General features: G+C 72.9%; 14 protein-coding genes. 7 read left to right on the top strand and 7 right to left on the bottom strand.

Translation table 11 applies throughout. The features are described from left to right. The first annotated feature begins 167 nt into the window (after window positions 1–167). Window positions 168–1,100, top strand: a complete 933-nt coding sequence (locus ACIGXE_RS05195; protein ID WP_399743222.1) for a hypothetical protein — start codon at window positions 168–170, stop codon at window positions 1,098–1,100. Window positions 1,101–1,293: 193 nt separating this feature from the next. On the opposite strand, the gene ACIGXE_RS05190 is transcribed toward ACIGXE_RS05195, so the two are convergent. Next, window positions 1,294–1,719, bottom strand: coding sequence for a Rieske (2Fe-2S) protein (locus ACIGXE_RS05190; RefSeq protein ID WP_399743220.1), 426 nt, complete (start codon window positions 1,717–1,719; stop codon window positions 1,294–1,296). A 128-nt stretch (window positions 1,720–1,847) separates the two neighbouring features. Here ACIGXE_RS05190 and ACIGXE_RS05185 point away from each other — a divergent pair, with 128 nt between their 5' ends. Then, entirely contained in the window at window positions 1,848–2,741 is an 894-nt protein-coding gene (locus ACIGXE_RS05185) for a carbohydrate kinase (protein ID WP_399743217.1), read from the top strand. A 135-nt stretch (window positions 2,742–2,876) separates the two neighbouring features. Here ACIGXE_RS05185 and uvrA read toward each other — a convergent pair whose 3' ends face one another. Then, window positions 2,877–5,873, bottom strand: coding sequence for an excinuclease ABC subunit UvrA (gene uvrA / locus ACIGXE_RS05180; protein ID WP_399743214.1), 2,997 nt, complete (start codon window positions 5,871–5,873; stop codon window positions 2,877–2,879). 214 nt (window positions 5,874–6,087) lie between these two features. Between uvrA and ACIGXE_RS05175 the strand changes: the two genes are divergently transcribed. The 3 genes from ACIGXE_RS05175 to ACIGXE_RS05165 all read left to right on the top strand — a co-directional run bounded on the left by ACIGXE_RS05175 (window position 6,088) and on the right by ACIGXE_RS05165 (window position 8,931). Continuing rightward, window positions 6,088–6,789: a maleylpyruvate isomerase family mycothiol-dependent enzyme gene (locus ACIGXE_RS05175; protein ID WP_399743211.1), complete on the top strand. Its 702-nt coding sequence runs from the start codon at window positions 6,088–6,090 to the stop codon at window positions 6,787–6,789. 61 nt (window positions 6,790–6,850) lie between these two features. Further along, window positions 6,851–7,507, top strand: coding sequence for an MBL fold metallo-hydrolase (locus ACIGXE_RS05170; protein ID WP_399743208.1), 657 nt, complete (start codon window positions 6,851–6,853; stop codon window positions 7,505–7,507). Window positions 7,508–7,638: 131 nt separating this feature from the next. Next, entirely contained in the window at window positions 7,639–8,931 is a 1,293-nt protein-coding gene (locus ACIGXE_RS05165) for an MFS transporter (RefSeq protein ID WP_399743787.1), read from the top strand. Between the two features lie 120 nt (window positions 8,932–9,051). On the opposite strand, the gene ACIGXE_RS05160 is transcribed toward ACIGXE_RS05165, so the two are convergent. From ACIGXE_RS05160 to ACIGXE_RS05140, 5 genes are all read right to left on the bottom strand, one after another. Continuing rightward, window positions 9,052–10,083, bottom strand: coding sequence for a TerC/Alx family metal homeostasis membrane protein (locus ACIGXE_RS05160; protein WP_399743205.1), 1,032 nt, complete (start codon window positions 10,081–10,083; stop codon window positions 9,052–9,054). A 219-nt stretch (window positions 10,084–10,302) separates the two neighbouring features. Continuing rightward, window positions 10,303–12,330 carry a TerD family protein gene (locus tag ACIGXE_RS05155; protein WP_399743202.1) on the bottom strand — a complete coding sequence of 676 codons (2,028 nt, stop codon included), beginning with the start codon at window positions 12,328–12,330 and terminating at the stop codon, window positions 10,303–10,305. A 66-nt stretch (window positions 12,331–12,396) separates the two neighbouring features. Next, window positions 12,397–12,975 carry a TerD family protein gene (locus tag ACIGXE_RS05150; protein ID WP_399743199.1) on the bottom strand — a complete coding sequence of 193 codons (579 nt, stop codon included), beginning with the start codon at window positions 12,973–12,975 and terminating at the stop codon, window positions 12,397–12,399. A gap of 129 nt (window positions 12,976–13,104) precedes the next feature. Then, window positions 13,105–15,237, bottom strand: coding sequence for an excinuclease ABC subunit UvrB (gene uvrB / locus ACIGXE_RS05145; protein WP_399743196.1), 2,133 nt, complete (start codon window positions 15,235–15,237; stop codon window positions 13,105–13,107). Window positions 15,238–15,308: 71 nt separating this feature from the next. Then, window positions 15,309–16,220: an MHYT domain-containing protein gene (locus ACIGXE_RS05140; RefSeq protein WP_399743194.1), complete on the bottom strand. Its 912-nt coding sequence runs from the start codon at window positions 16,218–16,220 to the stop codon at window positions 15,309–15,311. A gap of 156 nt (window positions 16,221–16,376) precedes the next feature. Between ACIGXE_RS05140 and ACIGXE_RS05135 the strand changes: the two genes are divergently transcribed. Both ACIGXE_RS05135 and ACIGXE_RS05130 read left to right on the top strand, forming a co-directional pair. Beyond that, window positions 16,377–16,940 carry a methylated-DNA--[protein]-cysteine S-methyltransferase gene (locus ACIGXE_RS05135; protein WP_399743192.1) on the top strand — a complete coding sequence of 188 codons (564 nt, stop codon included), beginning with the start codon at window positions 16,377–16,379 and terminating at the stop codon, window positions 16,938–16,940. Window positions 16,941–17,024: 84 nt separating this feature from the next. Next, window positions 17,025–18,317, top strand: coding sequence for an MFS transporter (locus ACIGXE_RS05130; RefSeq protein WP_399743189.1), 1,293 nt, complete (start codon window positions 17,025–17,027; stop codon window positions 18,315–18,317). Window positions 18,318–18,325 lie beyond the last annotated feature (8 nt).

Below are 18,325 nucleotides of genomic sequence, written 5' to 3'. Positions count from 1 at the left end.
GCATCGGGCGTTGTCCGGATCGGGTCAACACGCTTCAATGCGGGGTGACGGCGAGCTGTGAACGGTGCGACCCGGGTGTGAACGGCCGTCCCCGGCCCACCTGCCCGACCGCCGGGACGGCCGGACGCGCCGCCTCACCTGCCGTGAACGTTCACTGAGGAGTCCTCGTGGGCCACACCGAGGCCGATCTGGTGCAGCTGCTGCACACCGGTCCGTTCCATCTGGCGCTGCGCACCGCGCTCGCCGTGCGCGGGCTGCCGCTGCAGCGGGTGCAGCACCATCTGGCGCACCGGGGCGTGAAGGTCGGCGTGACGTCGTTGAGCTACTGGCAGCAGGGCGCCCGCCGGCCGCAGCGGCCGGAGTCGATGAAGGCGGTGCGGGCCCTGGAGGAGGTGCTCCAGCTCCCGGGGAACTCGCTGATCCGGCTGCTCGCCGAGGACGCCGCCGTCCGCGCCGAGACGGAGCGGCGCCCGGCGGCCCGCTCGTACCGCTCGCTGGTGGAGGCCTCGGGGGTCGTGGAGGAGCTGCTCGCCGAGCTGGAGTCCCCGACGGACGGCGGGCTGCACACCGTGGGGCACCAGGAGCGGGTGCGGATCGGGGCGGGCCGGGAGCTGCTCGGGCGGGACTCGCAGCAGGTGGTGCGGGCGCACCGGGACGGGATCGACCGCTATCTGGCGATCCACCGGGGCGATCCGGGCTGCGATCCGCACCGGGTGGAGGTGCGGGCGACGGAGAACTGCCGGGTCGGGCGGGTGCGGCGGCACGCGGCGACCGGGGTGCTGGTCGCGGAGCTGCTCTTCGACACCCGGCTGCGGGCCGGGGACACGTACGTCTTCTCGTACGGCTTCGCGGACGGTACGGGCGGGCCGAGCCGGGAGTACGTGCGCGGGTTCAGCTTCGCGGGCGGGCAGTACGTGCTCCAGGTCCGCTTCGACGAGGCCGCGCTCCCGGTGCGCTGCCGCCGCTTCGCGCAGGCGTCGACGGGTGCGCCGCGCGGCGGACGGGCCGAACTGACGCTGAGCGGCCGGCACCGCGCGGTGCACCTGGTGGAGCAGGGCGTGCGCCCGGGCATCCTGGGGATCGACTGGGACTGGACCTGACGGATCCCGACGCCACCGGGCCGCCCCGTCCCCGGGGCACCAGGCCGCCGCGACCCGGCGGATGCGCCGCCCCGGTCCGACGCCGCCAGGCCGCCCCGACCCGGCGGGTGCTACGCCCCGCCCGGCGGATGCGCCGCCCGGACTCGGCGGATGCGCCGCCGGACTCGGCGGAGGCACCCCCGGCCCGGCGGTGCTACGCCTTCGGGCCCGCGATCAGCCTGCCGTTCTCGACCCGCACCGGGACCTCGGGCAGCGGTGCGGTCGCCGGGCCCTGGACCGCGGTGCCGGTGGTCACGTCGAAGCGGCTGCCGTGGCAGGGGCAGTTGCCCTCGTTCTTCTCGATCTTGTCGAGGACGCAGCCGGCGTGGGTGCACTGGGCGCTGAAGGCCTTGTACTGGCCCTGGGCCGGGCAGTGCACGAGGACCCGCTGCTCACGGTAGAGCTTGGCGCCGCCGACGGGGATCTCGTCGGGCGCGCCGAGGGTCACCGGTGCGGTCGGCGTGGGGTCCTGGGCGTGGCCCAGCTTGGAGTCGGTGGAGCAGGCGGCGACACCCAGCCCGGCGGCCCCGGCGAGGGCGGCGCCTTTCAGAACGGTGCGGCGGGGGGTCTGGCCGGACATGAGCGCTCCAGGGTCGGGTCGGGGACAAGACGTCGTGAGAGGGGACCGAACCGACGATACCGGCGGGGCCGCGGGCGGCCGCGGCGGGGCCTGTCCTCGTGGGCGGGGCATGGGTTACGTTCCGGTACGTGATCGTCGTCGCCGGTGAGTCCCTGATCGACCTGGTCCCCGACGGGGCGCCGGGCCCGCTGTCCCCGCTGCTGCCCCGCCCGGGCGGCGGACCGTACAACACGGCGGTGGCCCTGGGCCGGATCGGCGCGGACGTGGCCTTCTGTTCCCGGATCTCCACAGATGCCTTCGGGGAGGCGCTGGTGGCGGGGCTGCGGGCGGCGGGGGTGGCGACCGGCCTCGTGCAGCGCGGGCCGGAGCCGACGACGCTGGCGGTGGCCTCGGTGGGCCCGGACGGCTCCGCGCGCTACGGCTTCTACGTGGAGGGCACGGCGGACCGGCTATTCGCGCTGCCCGAGCGGCTGCCGGAAGGGGTGCGGGCGGTGGCCTTCGGGACCTGCTCGCTGGCCCTGGAGCCGGGCGCGAGCGCCTACGAGGCGCTGTTGCGGCGCTCGTCGCGGGACGGCGCCTTGACCCTGCTGGACCCGAACATCCGGCCGGGCCTGATCCCGGACCCGGTGGCGTACCGGGAGCGGTTCGCGGGCTGGCTGCCGTACGTCTCGCTCCTGAAGCTCTCGGAGGAGGACGCGGACTGGCTGGGCGGCGGGCCCGAGGAGTGGCTGGCCGCGGGTCCGGCCGCGGTGGTGCTGACCCGGGGCGCGGCGGGCATGACCGTCTTCACGCCCGGTGACGAGGTGTCGGTGCCGGGCGTGCGGGTGCGGGTGGTCGACACGATCGGCGCGGGCGACACGGTGAACGCGGCGCTGCTGCACGGTCTGGCCCACCGGGCGCCGGCCGCGCTGTCCCCGGAGGACTGGCGGGGGCTGCTGTCCTTCGCCGCGCGGGCGGCGGCGGTCACGTGCACGCGAGCGGGCGCGGAGCCGCCGTACGGGCACGAACTGCGCGAGGCCTGAGGAAGCGCCCTGGGGCCGGTCCCGGCCGGCGCCGGGGAGCGCGGCTCCACGGGCGGGTCCGGCGGGGCCGACGCCTGAGGGGGCGCCCCGGCCTCTCGGCGGGGCGCCCCCTCGTGGTGGTGCCGGTCGACGGCGTCAGGCCTTGCGGGCCCGGGCGGTCGTCTTCTTGGCGGCGGTCTTCTTCGCCGGCGCGGCCTTCTTGGCGGCGGTCGCCTTCGCGGCCGCCGTCTTCTTCGCGGGCGCCTTCCTGGCGCTGCGCGCGGCCGGGATCGCGGCGTCGCTGACGCGGTCGGCGCCCAGGATCTCGCGGAGGAACTTGCCGGTGTGGCTGGCCGGGACCGAGGCGACCTCCTCGGGCGTGCCCTCGGCGACGACCAGGCCGCCGCCGCTGCCGCCCTCGGGGCCCATGTCGATGACCCAGTCCGCGGTCTTGATGACATCCAGGTTGTGCTCGATGACGATCACCGAGTTGCCCTTGTCGACCAGGTTGGACAGGACCTTGATCAGCTTCGAGATGTCCTCGAAGTGGAGGCCCGTGGTCGGCTCGTCCAGGACGTAGACCGTGCGGCCCGTGGAGCGCTTCTGGAGCTCGGAGGCGAGCTTGACGCGCTGGGCCTCGCCGCCGGAGAGGGTCGGCGCGGACTGGCCGAGCCGGACGTAGCCGAGGCCGACCTCGTTGAGCGTGCGCAGATGGCGGGCGATGGTCGGGACGGCCTCGAAGAAGTCCAGGGCCTCCTCGATCGGCATGTTCAGGACCTCGGCGATGGACTTGCCCTTGTAGTGGACCTCCAGGGTCTCCCGGTTGTACCGGTCGCCGTGGCAGACCTCGCACGGGACGTAGACGTCCGGGAGGAAGTTCATCTCGATCTTGATCGTGCCGTCGCCGGAGCAGTTCTCGCAGCGGCCGCCCTTGACGTTGAAGGAGAAGCGGCCCGGCAGATAGCCGCGGACCTTCGCCTCCATCGTCTCCGCGAAGAGCTTGCGGACGTGGTCGAAGACGCCGGTGTACGTCGCCGGGTTCGAGCGCGGGGTGCGGCCGATGGGCGACTGGTCGACGTGCACGACCTTGTCGACGAGGTCGTCGCCGTCCACGCGCGTGTGCCGTCCGGGCACCGACTTGGCGCCGTTCAGCTCGCGCGCCAGGTGCGTGTACAGGATGTCGTTGACCAGGGTCGACTTGCCGGAGCCGGAGACACCGGTGACGGCGGTGAGGACGCCCAGCGGGAAGGAGACGTCGATGTCCCGCAGGTTGTTCTCGCGGGCGCCGTGCACCGTGAGGCGGCGGCCCGGGTCCACGGGGCGGCGGATGTCCGGGGTGCCGATGGCCCGTCGGCCGGACAGGTACTGCCCGGTCATCGACTCCTTGTTGGCGAGGAGCTCCTTCAAGGGGCCGGAGTGCACCACCTTGCCGCCGTGCTCACCGGCACCGGGGCCGATGTCGACGACCCAGTCGGCGACCTTGATGGTGTCCTCGTCGTGCTCGACCACGATGAGGGTGTTGCCCATGTCGCGCAGCCGCACCAGGGTCTCGATGAGCCGGTGGTTGTCGCGCTGGTGGAGGCCGATGGAGGGCTCGTCGAGCACGTAGAGCACGCCGACCAGGCCGGAGCCGATCTGGGTGGCGAGCCGGATGCGCTGGGCCTCGCCGCCGGAGAGGGTGCCGGCGGCCCGGTTGAGCGAGAGGTAGTCGAGGCCGACGTCGACGAGGAAGCGCAGCCGCTCGTTGACCTCCTTGAGGACCCGCTCGGCGATCTTCTTGTCGCGGGCGTTGAGGGTCAGCCGGCCGAGGAAGTCGGCGCAGTCGCTGATCGACATGGCGGAGACCTCCGCGATGGACTTCTCCATCACGGTGACCGCGAGCACGATCGGCTTCAGACGCGTGCCCTCACAGGTGGGGCACGGCACCTCGCGCATGTACCCCTCGAAGCGCTCGCGGCTGGAGTCGCTCTCGGCCTCGCTGTGCCGCCGCTTCACGAAGGAGACGGCGCCCTCGAAGGCGGGGGTGGTGTAGGCGCGCTCGCGCCCGTACCGGTTGCGGTAGCGGACCTCGACCTGGGTCTTGTGGCCGTACATCAGGGCCTTCTTGGCCCGCTGCGGCAGCCCGGCGTACGGGATGTCGGTGCGGAAGCCGAGGGCCTGGGAGAGGCCGCCGATGAGCCGGCCGAAGTACTCCTTGGTGTGGCCGTGCGACCAGGGGTGGATGGCGCCCTCGTCGAGCGACCGCTCCTCGTCGGGCACGACCAGCTCGGGGTCGACCTCCATGCGGGTGCCGATGCCGGTGCAGTCCGGGCAGGCGCCGAAGGGCGAGTTGAAGGAGAAGGAGCGGGGCTCCAGCTCCTCGAAGGAGAGGTCGTCGTACGGGCAGTAGAGGTGCTCCGAGTACATCCGCTCGCGCTCGGGGTCGTCCTCGGCGAGGTCGACGAAGTCGAGCACGACCATGCCGCCGGAGAGGCCGAGCGCGGTCTCGACCGAGTCGGTGAGGCGGCGCTTGGCGCCGTCCTTCACGGTGAGGCGGTCGATGACCACCTCGATCGTGTGCTTCTCCTGCTTCTTCAGCGTCGGCGGCTCGCTGAGCTGGATCGTCTTCCCGTCGACCCGGGCGCGGCTGTAGCCCTTGGTCTGGAGGTCGGCGAACAGGTCGACGAACTCGCCCTTGCGCTCGCGCACCAGCGGCGAGAGGACCTGGAAGCGGCTGCCCTCGGGCAGCTCCAGGACCTTGTCGACGATGGCCTGCGGCGACTGGCGGGAGATCGGGCGGCGGCACTCGGGACAGTGCGGCTTGCCGATGCGCGCGAAGAGCAGACGGAGGTAGTCGTAGACCTCGGTGATCGTGCCGACCGTCGAGCGCGGGTTGCGCGAGGTCGACTTCTGGTCGATGGAGACCGCGGGCGACAGACCCTCGATGAAGTCGACGTCCGGCTTGTCCATCTGGCCGAGGAACTGCCGGGCGTAGGAGGAGAGCGACTCGACGTACCGGCGCTGCCCCTCGGCGAAGATCGTGTCGAACGCGAGGGACGACTTGCCCGACCCGGAGAGCCCGGTGAAGACGATGAGCGAGTCACGGGGCAGGTCGAGCGAGACGTTCTTGAGATTGTGCTCGCGAGCGCCACGAACGATGAGACGGTCGGTCACGCCGGTCCGCACCTTTCTTGAGAGAGCGGATGTGCCTGAACACCCAACAACCAAGGATGCCGGATGCTTCCATCGAGCTTATAGCACGCACATTCGATTTCCGGCCGCTCGCCGCCCGCTTCACCCGAACGAGTGGCCGCCCGCCGCTTCCGCCCCTGGTCGGAGCCCCGGAGCCTCTGGCCGGACCGGCCTCCCACCCCCTAGGGTCGGCCCCATGATCGACCATGTGTCTGACATCGCCTCCGTGCGCGCAGCGACCGACCGGCTGCTGTCCGCCGCCGCCTCCCTGGACAACGCGGCGCTGACCGCGCCGTCACGGCTTCCCGGCTGGACCCGGGGCCACGTCCTGGCCCACCTGGCCCGCAACGCGGACGCGCTCGTGAACGTCCTCCAGGGCCTGCCGATGTACAAGGACGCCGAGACCCGCGACGCCGACATCGAGCGGGACGCCGGCCGGCCCCTCGACGTGCAGCTCGCCGACCTGCGTGCCACCGCCGACCGCTTCGAGGAGGTGTGCCGCGAGCCCGCCGACTGGGAGCGCGTGGTGGAGCTGCGCAACGGCGTCACCGACCAGGCGGCCCGGGTGCCGTTCCGCCGCTGGGTCGAGGTGGACCTGCACCACGTCGACCTGGACGCCGGCTACGAGCTGGAGGACCTCCCGGAGGAGTTCCTGCTGCGCGAGATCGCGTTCCTCGCCGACCGCTGGTCCGGCCGCCCCGAGGTGCCTCCGGTGACCCTGCGGCTCGGGTCCGCCGAGGGCGACCCCACCTGGCACACCGGCGGCGCCGAGGGCACCCCGGTCGTCCTGGGCGGAACGGCCGCCGAGCTGCTCGGCTGGCTGTCCGGCCGCGGCGACAAGGGCGCCCGTCTCGCCGTCCTTGCCGGCGACGGCCTGCCCGAGCTCCCGCCGCTGTAACCGCAGTTGCCGCCCCGGGTCGCCCCCGCCGGCCATCGGCACCCGGGGCTAGGCTGAGGCCATGACGTACAGCGGAGTGGTGAAGGTCGGCGGGGCCGCCGACGTGCACGAGCTGACCGACCTGATGATCTCGAAGGTCGCGGTCGGCCCGATGGACAACAACGCGTATCTGCTGCGCTGCCGGGCCACCGGCGAGCAGCTCCTGATCGACGCGGCGAACGAGGCCGGCACCCTCCTCACCCTGATCGGTGACGACGGCATCGCGTCCGTCGTCACCACCCATCAGCACGGTGACCACTGGCAGGCCCTCGCCGAGGTCGTCGCCGCCACCGGCGCCCGCACCTACGCGGGGGCGTACGACGCGGTGGGCATCCCCGTCGGGACCGACGAGCTCGTGGAGGACGGCGACACGATCACCGTCGGCCGGGTAGAGCTCACCGCCCGCCGGCTCGTCGGGCACACCCCCGGCTCGATCGCGCTGATCTACGACGACCCGCACGGGCACCCGCACGTCTTCACCGGCGACTGCCTCTTCCCGGGCGGGGTCGGGAACACCTGGAAGGACCCGGAGGCCTTCGCGAGCCTGATCCACGACGTGGAGACCAAGCTCTTCGACGTGCTCCCGGACGAGACCTGGATCTACCCGGGCCACGGCAGGGACACCACGCTCGGTGACGAGCGCCCGCACCTCGCGGAGTGGCGCGAGCGCGGCTGGTGACCTCCGCGCGCGGGCGCCGAGCCCGGGGGTGCCACCGCGCGCCCCCGTAACCCGGGCGGCGGACGGGTAGTTGGCGCGACATGCGCCACAGTCACGCTCCGTCGCCGCCCGCGGCCCGCCCGTCGCCTTCCATGGGGCGGCTCGCCGCCGCCTCGCTCGTCGGCACGGCCATCGAGTTCTTCGACTTCTTCGTCTACGGGACCGCCGCCGCGCTCGTGCTCGGCCCGCTCTTCTTCCCGACCTTCTCCCCCGTCGCCGGGACCCTCGCCGCCTTCGGCACGTTCGCCGTCGGCTTCGTGTCCCGCCCCCTGGGCTCGGTCCTCTTCGGCCACGTCGGCGACCGCCACGGCCGGCGCCCGGTCCTGTTCGCCTCACTGCTGCTCACCGGCGGCGCGACCGTCGCGGTCGGCTGCGTCCCGAGCTACGAGACGATCGGCATCGCCGCGCCCGTGCTGCTGCTCGTCCTGCGCTTCCTCCAGGGGCTCGGCCTCGGTGGGGAGTGGGGCGGCGCGGTGCTCCTCACCGCCGAGCACGCCCCGGCGGGCCGGCGGGCGCTCTGGGCGAGCTTCCCGCAGATCGGCCCCTCGGTCGGCTTCCTGCTGGCCAACGGGGTGATGCTGGCCCTGACGGCCGGGCTGAGCGACGCGGAGTTCCGCTCCTGGGGCTGGCGGGTGCCGTTCTGGGCGGCCGGGCTGCTCGCCGCCGCCGGGCTCGGCCTGCGCTCCTCGCTCGCGGAGACCCCGCGGTTCGAGGAGCTGGCCGCCGAGGGGCGGCGGGCGACCGCGCCGCTGAAGGAGGTCGTCCGCGGGCACTGGCGGCTCGTCCTGCTCACCGCGGGCGCGCTGGCCGTCGGCTACGCCGTCTTCTACACGGTCTCCACCTGGGCCCTGGCCTACGGCACCGAGCGGCTGGGGGTGTCGAGCACGGTCATGCTGACCTGCGTGATGGCGGCGGTCGCGATCGAGGGGGCGGTGACCCCGTTCCTGGCGCTGCTCGGCGACCGCTTCGGCCGCCGCACGATGTGCCTGGCCGGCTGCGCGGGCTCGGCGCTGTGGATGTTCCCGATGGTGGCGCTGCTGCACACCGGGCGCCCGCCGCTGATGTTCCTGGGCTTCCTCGGCTCGCTGCTGGCCTTCATCACGATGTTCGCGGTGGTCGGCGCGTACCTCCCGGAGCTCTACGAACCGCGGGTGCGCTGCACCGGCGCGGCCGTCGGCTACAACCTGGCCGGGGTGCTCGGCGGGGCGCTCACCCCGCTCGTGGCGACGGCCGTCTCGGACGGCGGCTCGGGGCCGCCCTGGGGCGTGGCCGCCTATCTGACGGTCGTGGCCCTGGTGAGCCTGGGCTGCTTCGCGCTGCTCCCGGAGACCCTGCCGGAGCGGACCGCGCGCCCGGCCCCGGAGCCGGCGCCCGAGCCGGTATAGCGGCGAGCGGTCACGGGCGAAGGGCCGGTGCGGCGGACAGCCGGCAAGCCGGACGGCCGGACACGGTGAAGGGCCGGTGCGGGCGGCTGTGTGCCGCTCGCACCGGCCCTCGCGGCCGGGTCAGGCCCGGACGCCGTCCTTCTCGGACTCGCCGGCCCCGTCGCCCGCCAGGGATCCGGCCGTCCCGACCGCCTCGTCGGCCTCGCGCCGGGCCTGCTTCTTCGACGCGACGAGGCTGGTGATCGTGGTGATGACGAGGACGCCGCAGATGACCGCGAGCGAGACCGGGATGGAGATCTCGGGCACGTGCACCCCGGACTCGTGCAGGGCGTGCAGCACCAGCTTCACGCCGATGAAGCCGAGGATCACGGACAGGCCGTAGCTCAGGTGGACCAGCTTCTTCAGCAGGCCGCCGATGAGGAAGTACAGCTGCCGCAGACCCATCAGGGCGAAGGCGTTGGCGGTGAAGACGATGTACGGGTCCTGGGTGAGGCCGAAGATCGCCGGGATGGAGTCGAGGGCGAACAGCACGTCGGTGGTGCCGATCGCGAGCATGACCACCATCAGGGGGGTCAGCACCCGCTTGCCGTGGTCACGGATGAGGAGCTTGGTGCCGTGGTAGCGGTCGGCGACGCCGAACTTCTTCTCGATCGACTTGAGGAGACGGTTCTCCTCGAACTCGTCCTCCTCCTCGTCCGCGCGCGCCTCCTGGATGAGCTTCCAGGCGGTGTAGATCAGGAACGCGCCGAAGAGGTAGAAGACCCAGGAGAAGCTCGCGATGATCGCGGCGCCGGCGGCGATGAAGATCGCGCGGAGCACCAGGGCGATCAGCACGCCCACCAGCAGCACGCGCTGCTGGAGGTGGGAGGGCACCGAGAACTTCGCCATGATCAGGACGAAGACGAAGAGGTTGTCGACACTGAGCGACTTCTCGGTGATGAATCCGGCGAAGAACTCGCCCGAGGCCTGGCTGTTGCCGAAGAGCAGCAGCCCCAGGCCGAACAGCGCGGCGAGGACGATCCAGACGACCGTCCAGATGCCGGCCTCCTTGACCGACACGTCGTGCGGCTTGCGTCCGATGAGGAAGTCGACCGCGATCAGGGCGCCCAGACCGAGAATGGTCAGCACCCACAGGGTCACAGAAACGTCCACTGCGCCTCCGGCGTCGTACGGCTGATGATCAGCCTCGTCGTAGCCGGAGGTCTCTTCCACCCGGGGGACGGCCGGGCCGGCGCCCCGGGATCAGGTGTCCGACCTGTCCGTATTGACGGGTACGCCGCGTATAGGGAGTACTCCCCTCCGCACCAAGAACACTACCCGAAGAACCAAGGGAAGGTAAAGGGAAGGGTAAAGCATACCCAAAACCGCTGGTCAGCGACGATACGGCCGTCCCTGCCCGCGGGCGTCGGACAGCTGCGCGAGCACCTGCCGCAGCACCCCGCTCCCCGCCGGGAAGGCCGGCGGCTCGTACGTCCAGGCGTGGCCGACCCACGGATCGGCGAGGTGGTCGTCGGGCACCGGCGTGAGCCGTGTGAGGGACCGCCACAGAGGGTCGAGCACCGGCCCGTACGCCGCCGCTTCCTCCCGGTCCGCGATCATCAGCAGATGGGTGCCGACCGCCGGGCCCTCGTCGGCGAGATAGCGCAGCTGGGTGACCGCGCGGTCGTCGAAGCCGTGCGGGAAGTCGTGCACGATCAGCAGTTCCTCGGCCGTGTCCAGACCCGGCGGCAGGTCCTCGGACGCGCCCGCCCGCAGCGCCATCTGCAGCAGGTCGACCCGCTCCGTGAGCTGCGCCAGGACGGCGGAGACCCCGGCCGCTCCGGCGGCCGGCGGGGCGGCGAGGACGCCCGACTCGACGAGCGGCGCGAACGCGGCGGCGCCCGCGCCGGCCGCGTCGATCACCCGCACCCGGAAGTCGTCCGCCGGGTGCACGGCGAGCAGCCGCACGGCGTGCGCGACGGCGCTGTCCAGGGCCAGCCGGCGCAGCTCGGCGTCGTCGAGGAGTCCGGCGGCCTCGGAGTGGCCGCGCCCCGAGTCCACCCAGAGACCCCGGGTCAGGGGCAGCCGGGCCAGGAACGGGATGCGCAGGCCGGTCCGCTCGGGCAGGTGGAGGTCGCCGAGGCGCACCGCCATCGGCGCCTCGGTGGGCACCCGGTAGGCCTGCCAGACGGGGCTGTCCCAGCGGGCGTAGGCGGCGGGCAGCGCGGGCTCGACCACCTCGGACTCGGCGGCGAGCTGCGCGAGGTCGCGATCCAGGGCCTCCTGGGCGCGGGCGGTCAGCTCGTCGTGCCTGGCCTTGGCCTCGGCCCGGGCGGCGTCACCGGCCCCGCCGATCCGGTTGCGGGGGTCCGACAGGGCCCGGTCGAGCTCCTGGTCGAGCCGGGACTCGGCGAACTGGCAGGCGCTGCGGTACGCGGCGGTCGTGCGGGCCAGGTCCTCGAACATGCCCCACACCTGGTTGTAGAGCCGCTCGTCCATCGACCAGCCGGTGGCGTCCCCGGCGACCGGGGTCGGATACGCGGTGGGCGCCGGGTCCTGCGGCGGCGGGGCGGCGGCGGGGGCCGGTCGGCGGCCCGGGTGGGTGTAGTCGACGGGCCCGCCGGCGGGGGCCGGCGACGCGGCCGGCGCGGGCGGGGTCGCGGGCTGCGCCGGGACCTGGGGCTGCCCCAGGCTTGCGGGCTGCGCCGGGACCTGGGGCTGTCCCTGGGTCGCGGACTGGGCCGGAGTGTGGGGCTGCGCCGGGGACTGAGGCTGGGCGTGGGCCTGTGCCTGTGCCTGGGCCTGGGCCGGCCGGCGGACGCGGTCCGCCTCCGGGACCCGCGGCGGCGGTGCGGCGACCGAGCGGGCCAGGCCCTGGGCGACCGCCTCCAGGACGGAACCGGCGAGCTCGGCGGGGCGGTCGAGGCCCTGGTCGGCGAGGAGCGCCGCGAGCCCGCCCTCGTAGCCCTGGCCGACGGCCCGCACCTTCCAGGCGCCCTGGCGGCGGTAGAGCTCCAGGGCGACGAGCGCGGACTCGCGGTCGAGTCCGGTGATCGTGTAGCCCGCGATGCCCGTGCCGTCGGGGCCGGTGACGGTCACGACGGGGGCGGCCGAGGCGCCGAACCGGTCGGGGCCGTCCACGCCGACGGGCAGGGCGAGGAGGACGGAGACCCGGTGGACGGCGTCCCGTACGGCCTCCAGGTCGACGGCGAGCCGGTGCTCGGTCGCGGCCTGCCGGGGCACCTCGACCCCGGGCAGCGCGGCGGCGCCGGGGTGGGCGACGGCCTCGGCCCCCGCGATCCGGCCCTGCTCGTCGCCCAGGGTGGCCGCGGCGACGACCGGATGACCGGCCGAGACCCGGATCTCCAGGCGGGTGTGGGGCAGGGGGTGGTTCTGCCCCCGGACCAGCTCGGCGGTCATCTGCTCCGTCTCTCCGTGCGCGTGGCTGTGCTGAAGGGGCCCGCTCGGGGCCCCGTCCCGGTCAGGTCAGAGGACCGGGAGGATCGACGGCATCAGGTCCTGGAAGGTGCGGCCGTTGGCCGGGTTGCCCAGGGCAGTCATCTGCCAGCCCGCGCCGGCCCGGTGCACCTTGGCCATGATCTGGGCCGTGTACTGGCCGCCGCCGTTCAGGGTGTAGCGGGCGAGCTCCTGGCCGTTGGTCTCGTCCACGAGGCGGCAGAACGCGTTCTGCACCTCCTGGAAGGTCTGGCCGGTGAAGGAGTTCACCGTGAACACGATCTGGGTGATGTGGACCGGGACCCGCTGGAGGTCCACCAGGATCGACTCGTCGTCGCCGCCCTGGCCCGCGCCGCCGACCAGGTTGTCGCCGGTGTGGCGGACGGAGCCGTCGTCGCTGACGAGGTGACGGAAGAAGACCACGTCGACCGGCTGCTTGTCGGCGAAGAGGACGGCGGAGGCGTCCAGGTCGATCTCACGCGTGCGCGAGCCGAACAGGCCGCGGCGGGGCGCCGCCTGCCAACCGAGACCCATCCGCACGGAGGTCAGGCTCCCTCCGTCCTTCTTCTCCAGGCTGATGGCCTGCCCCTTGGTCATGTTGACCGTCACGCGCTGCCCCTCTCATCGGTGTGAGCAGCACCCTACGCAGAGGCACTGACAACCTGCCCGGACAGGCCCGGTTTTGTGTCGGTCTTGCAACACACCGGGCCGGTCCGCGCGGGGCGTGGGGCGGGCGGGTCAGGCGAGACCGGCCTCCTTCATCTGGCGCAGTTCCTTCTTCAGCTCGGACACCTCGTCGCGGAGCCGGGCGGCGACCTCGAACTGCAGCTCGGCGGCGGCGGCCTTCATCCGGTCGGTCATCTCCTCGATGATTCCGGCCAGTTCGGTCGCCGGGCGGTCGCCGAGCTCGACGGTCGCACCCGCCTTCGCCCCCTTGCCCTTCGGTGCGTGGGCGGCGAGCGAGGGGACCGGGGACTTGGCGCCCTTGCCGTCCTTGCCCTTGCGGTAACCGGAGCCGAGCAGCTCCTCGGTGTCGACCTCCTCGCGCGCGATGGTCGCGACGATGTCGTTGATCTTCTTGCGCAGCGGCTGCGGGTCGATCCCGTTGGCCGTGTTGTACGCGACCTGCTTCTCGCGGCGCCGGTTGGTCTCGTCGATGGCCTGGGCCATCGCCGGGGTGACGGTGTCGGCGTACATGTGCACCTGGCCGGACACGTTTCGGGCGGCGCGGCCGATGGTCTGGATCAGCGAGGTGCCGGAGCGCAGGAAGCCCTGCTTGTCGGCGTCGAGGATCGCGACGAGGGAGACCTCGGGCAGGTCGAGGCCCTCGCGGAGCAGGTTGATGCCGACGAGGACGTCGTACTCGCCGGCCCGCAGCTCGCGCAGCAGCTCGATGCGGCGCAGGGTGTCGACGTCGCTGTGCAGATAGCGGACCTGGATGCCCAGTTCGAGGAAGTAGTCGGTGAGGTCCTCGGCCATCTTCTTGGTGAGCGTGGTGACGAGGACGCGCTCGTCCCGCTCGGTGCGCAGCCGGATCTCGTGCACCAGGTCGTCGATCTGGCCCTCGGTGGGCTTGACGACGACCTCGGGGTCGACGAGGCCGGTCGGGCGGATGATCTGCTCGACGAAGCCGTCCGAGCGAGACAGCTCGTAGGTGCCGGGGGTGGCGGAGAGATACACGGTCTGGCCGATCCGCTGCTGGAACTCCTCCCACTTCAGCGGGCGGTTGTCGAGCGCGGAGGGCAGCCGGAAGCCGTGGTCGACCAGGGTGCGCTTGCGGGAGGCGTCGCCCTCGTACATGGCGCCGATCTGCGGGACGGTGACGTGCGACTCGTCGATGACCAGCAGGAAGTCCTCGGGGAAGTAGTCGAGGAGGGTGTTGGGCGGGGAGCCGGGCTCGCGGCCGTCGAAGTGCATCGAGTAGTTCTCGATGCCGGAGCAGGAGCCGATCTGGCGCATCATCTCGATGTCGTACGTGGTGCGCATCCGCAGCCGCTGGGCCTCCAGCAGCTTGCCCTGCTTCTCGAGGTCCTTGAGCCGCTGCTCCAGCTCGCGCTCGATGTCGTTGACCGCCCGCTCCATGCGCTCGGGGCCGGCGACGTAGTGACTGGCGGGGAAGACGTACAGCTGCCGGTCGTCGCTGATGACCTCGCCGGTGAGCGGGTGGAGGGTGGAGAGCGCCTCGATCTCGTCGCCGAACATCTCGATGCGGACGGCGAGCTCCTCGTAGACCGGGAAGATCTCGATGGTGTCGCCGCGGACCCGGAAGGTGCCGCGGGCGAACGCCACGTCGTTGCGCGTGTACTGGATGTCGACGAAGCGGCGCAGCAGCTGGTCGCGGTCGATCTCGTCGCCGACCTTGAGGGAGACCATGCGGTCCACGTACTCCTGCGGCGTGCCGAGGCCGTAGATGCAGGAGACGGAGGCGACCACGACCACGTCGCGGCGGGTCAGCAGCGAGTTGGTCGCGGAGTGGCGCAGCCGCTCGACCTCCTCGTTGATGGAGGAGTCCTTCTCGATGTAGGTGTCCGACTGCGGGACGTACGCCTCGGGCTGGTAGTAGTCGTAGTACGAGACGAAGTACTCGACCGCGTTGTTCGGCAGGAGCTCGCGGAACTCGTTCGCCAGCTGGGCGGCCAGGGTCTTGTTCGGCGCCATCACGAGGGTGGGGCGCTGAAGCTTCTCGATCATCCAGGCGGTGGTCGCCGACTTGCCGGTGCCGGTGGCGCCGAGCAGCACGACGTCCTTCTCGCCGCCGCGGATGCGGCGGTCGAGCTCGGCGATGGCCGCCGGCTGGTCGCCGCTGGGCTGGTAGGGGCTGACGACCTCGAAGGGCGCCACCGTACGTTCGATCTTGGAAACGGGCCGCATGCAACCACCGTACGACCCGGCACTGACAGCCGGAGGGTGATCGGCCCCGGCCCCGGGTCGTGCGGGGTGGTTCACCAGTCCTGGGAGCGGTACGCGTCGCGCTGGACGGTCCTGCGGCCGGTGCGGGCGGCGGGCCGGGCGGAGGACCAGTTCGCGGGCTCCCCGTAGGCCGGGGCGCGGCGCGGGGCGGGCACTCCGGGGGCGCCGTGGCGGTAGCCGCCGCGGGCGCTGGGCTTCTGCCAGTCGGGCTCGCCCATGACGAGCAGCGGGTCGAACATGACCACGACGGCGGCGAGCAGCAGGAAGACGGCCGGTCCGATCAGCAGGGGCAGCAGGAGCGAGGTGGCGCTGTCGCCGGTGGCGGCCGGGGCGGTCGTGCCGTGCAGCCGGACGTCGACGGCCGCCATGGCGGTGTAGTGCATGCCGCTGACCGCGAGCCCCATCACCAGGCTCGCACCGAGGCTGGCCGCGAAGCCGTGGACGGAGACGGCGGCCCACAGGGAGGCGGTGGCGGCCACGACGGCGATGACGACGGACAGGGCGACGGTCGGGGTGTCGTACTCGATCTGTCCGTGCAGGCGCATCCCGGCCATGCCCAGGTAGTGCATGGTCGCGACGCCGAGGCCGGTGATGGTGCCCCCGGTGACCAGGGTGAGCGCGGTGGCGCCGCGGTAGCCGACGATGAAGATGCCGATGCCGACCATGACGACGGCGACGCCCAGGCTGGCGAAGGTGATGGGCAGGTCGTAGCTGATCGGGGCCTGCTGGACGCTGAAACCCATCATGGCGATGAAGTGCATGGTCCAGATGCCGGTGCCGATGGACGTGGCGCCGAGGGCGAGCCAGCCCGCCTTGAAGGTGTCGTCGTGGCGCAGTGATCTCGTGGTGCAGCGCAGGCCCAGCGCTCCGCCCAGGCAGGCCATGAGGAAGGCCGCCACCGGCGTGACGAGTCCGTAGCTGAATCCGTCGACCGTGCCCTGCATGAGCGTCTGTCCTCCACCCCTGGTGCAACGTCGTCCGAAAACAGTCGGTACCGCTGAGTAGTGCTACCGGATTATGGCGCCCGGTGCGGCCCTCCGGCCACGGGGTCAGGGAATTGATCTGCCCGGTTGTCGGTGCCGGGTCGTACCGTGATCGGCATGGAGCGTGAGAAGCCGGTGACGGAGGTGTCGGTGGGGCGGGTGGAGTGGGCCGTGGTGCCCAGCGCCATAGGCCCACTGCTGCTCGCCGCGACCGATCGGGGTCTGGTGAGCGTGGTCTTCCACGCCGGCGGACGGGTGCGGGAGCGGGCCCTGGAGCGGCTGGCCGGGGCGCTCGGCGGGGAGCTCGTGGAGAGCGCGGAGGGCCGGCTCGCCGAGCCGATCCGGCAGCTCGGGGCGTATTTCGACGGGAGGCTGCGGAGCTTCGACGTCAAGTTGGACTGGACGCTGGTGACCGGATTCAACCGCCAGGTGCTGCGCGAGCTGGCGGACGGCGTCCCGTACGGCACGGTGGTGGGGTACGGGGACCTGGCACGCCGCGTCGGACAGCCCGCGGCCGCGCAGGCGGTGGGCGCGGCGATGGGGTCGAACCCGCTGCCGGTGGTGGTGCCCTGCCACCGGGTGGTGGAGAGCGACGGCGGGATCGGCGGCTTCGGCGGGGGCCTGGAGACCAAGCGGAGACTCCTGGCCCTGGAGGGGGTGCTGCCGGAACCGCTCTTCTGAACGGCCCCGGTCGGAGCCGGCGGACGGCCGAGGGCCGGCGGCCCGGGCGTTCCCACCTGGTGGGACGGCTGGCACTATGCGTCAGTGACCCACGTGCCCGACGCTCCTGACGCCCCTCCGTCGACCGCGATATCCGCCCCCGTCTCCCCCGCCGGGCTGCCGGCCCTGCGCCGCCGCGTCCGGGCGGTGCTGATCGCCACCCAGATCCTCGGCGGACTCGGCATCGCCATCGGGGTGGCCCTCTCCGCGGTCCTCGCGAAGGAGGTGAGCGGCACGGAGGCGCTGTCGGGTCTGGCGTCCACGGCCACCGTGGCCGGGCCGGCGCTGCTCGCCATGCCGCTCGCCTCGCTGATGAGCCGCCGGGGCCGGCGCGCCGGGCTTGTCCTGGCCTATCTCGTCGGGGCCCTCGGCGCGGGCGTCGTCGTCCTCGGCGCGGTCCTCGGCAGCTTCCCGCTGCTCCTGGTCGGCCTCGTGGGCTTCGGGGCCGGCTCCTCGGCCAACCTCGCCGCCCGGTTCGCCGCGGCGGACCTCGCGGAGCCGGACCGGCGGGCCCGGGCCATCTCCACGGTGGTGTGGGCCACCACCATCGGCGCCGTTCTCGGGCCCAACGTGGCCGCTCCCGCCGGCGAGAGCGTGGCCGGCCTCGGCATCCCGGCCGCCGCCGGGCCCTTCGTCTGGGCGTCCGGTGTGTTCGTGTGCTCCGCCGTGATGGTGGCGCTGCTGCTGCGGCCCGACCCGCTGCTCACCGCCCGGGCGCTGGCCGGCCCCGAGGAGGCCGCCGCGGCCGACGGGCGCTCGCTGAGGGCCGGGATGCGGGCCGTACGGGCATCCTCGCGCGCCCGGCTGGCCCTGGTGACCGTGGCCGGCTCGCACACCGCGATGGTGTCGATCATGTCGATGACGCCGGTCGCGCTCAGCCACCACGGCGCCGGGATCCGGCTGATCGGCCTGGTGATCAGCGGGCACATCGCCGGCATGTACGCGTTCTCGCCCGTCATGGGCTGGCTCTCCGACCGGCTCGGGCGGCTCACGGTGATCGGCCTCGCGGTGGCCCTGATCTCGGTGGCCGCGCTGCTCGCGGGCACGGGGGGAGCGAGCCACGGGCAGGTCGCGCTCGGCCTGTTCGTGCTGGGCCTGGGCTGGTCGGCCGGCCTCGTCTCGGGCTCGGCCCTGCTCACCGACTCCGTCCCGACGGCGGCCAGGGCCGCCGTCCAGGGCCTCTCGGACTTCATCATGAACACCTCGGCCGGTGTCGGCGGCCTTGCGGCCGGCCTGATCGTCTCGCAGGCGGGATACGGCTGGCTGAACGCCGTCGGCGCGTGCCTGCTGCTGCCCATGACGCTGCTCGCGGTGCGCGGCGCGGTGCGGCGGGCCTGAGGCGCGCG

This window comes from Streptomyces sp. NPDC053431 (assembly GCF_044544925.1).
Taxonomy (GTDB): Bacteria; Actinomycetota; Actinomycetes; order Streptomycetales; family Streptomycetaceae; genus Streptomyces.
The sequence above is the reverse complement of the archived record's forward strand: the minus strand, read 5'-3'. Positions and strand labels throughout refer to the sequence as shown.

Bases quoted from the DNA above. Each gene is read 5' to 3' on its own strand.
- ACIGXE_RS05135 (WP_399743192.1), top strand. From the start codon at position 16,377: ATGGAGCGTGAGAAGCCGGTGACGGAGGTGTCGGTGGGGCGGGTGGAG.
- ACIGXE_RS05155 (WP_399743202.1), bottom strand. From the start codon at position 12,330: ATGACCGCCGAGCTGGTCCGGGGGCAGAACCACCCCCTGCCCCACACC.
- ACIGXE_RS05165 (WP_399743787.1), top strand. From the start codon at position 7,639: ATGGGGCGGCTCGCCGCCGCCTCGCTCGTCGGCACGGCCATCGAGTTC.
- ACIGXE_RS05175 (WP_399743211.1), top strand. From the start codon at position 6,088: ATGATCGACCATGTGTCTGACATCGCCTCCGTGCGCGCAGCGACCGAC.
- ACIGXE_RS05190 (WP_399743220.1), bottom strand. From the start codon at position 1,719: ATGTCCGGCCAGACCCCCCGCCGCACCGTTCTGAAAGGCGCCGCCCTC.
- ACIGXE_RS05140 (WP_399743194.1), bottom strand. From the start codon at position 16,220: ATGCAGGGCACGGTCGACGGATTCAGCTACGGACTCGTCACGCCGGTG.
- ACIGXE_RS05170 (WP_399743208.1), top strand. From the start codon at position 6,851: ATGACGTACAGCGGAGTGGTGAAGGTCGGCGGGGCCGCCGACGTGCAC.
- uvrB (WP_399743196.1), bottom strand. From the start codon at position 15,237: ATGCGGCCCGTTTCCAAGATCGAACGTACGGTGGCGCCCTTCGAGGTC.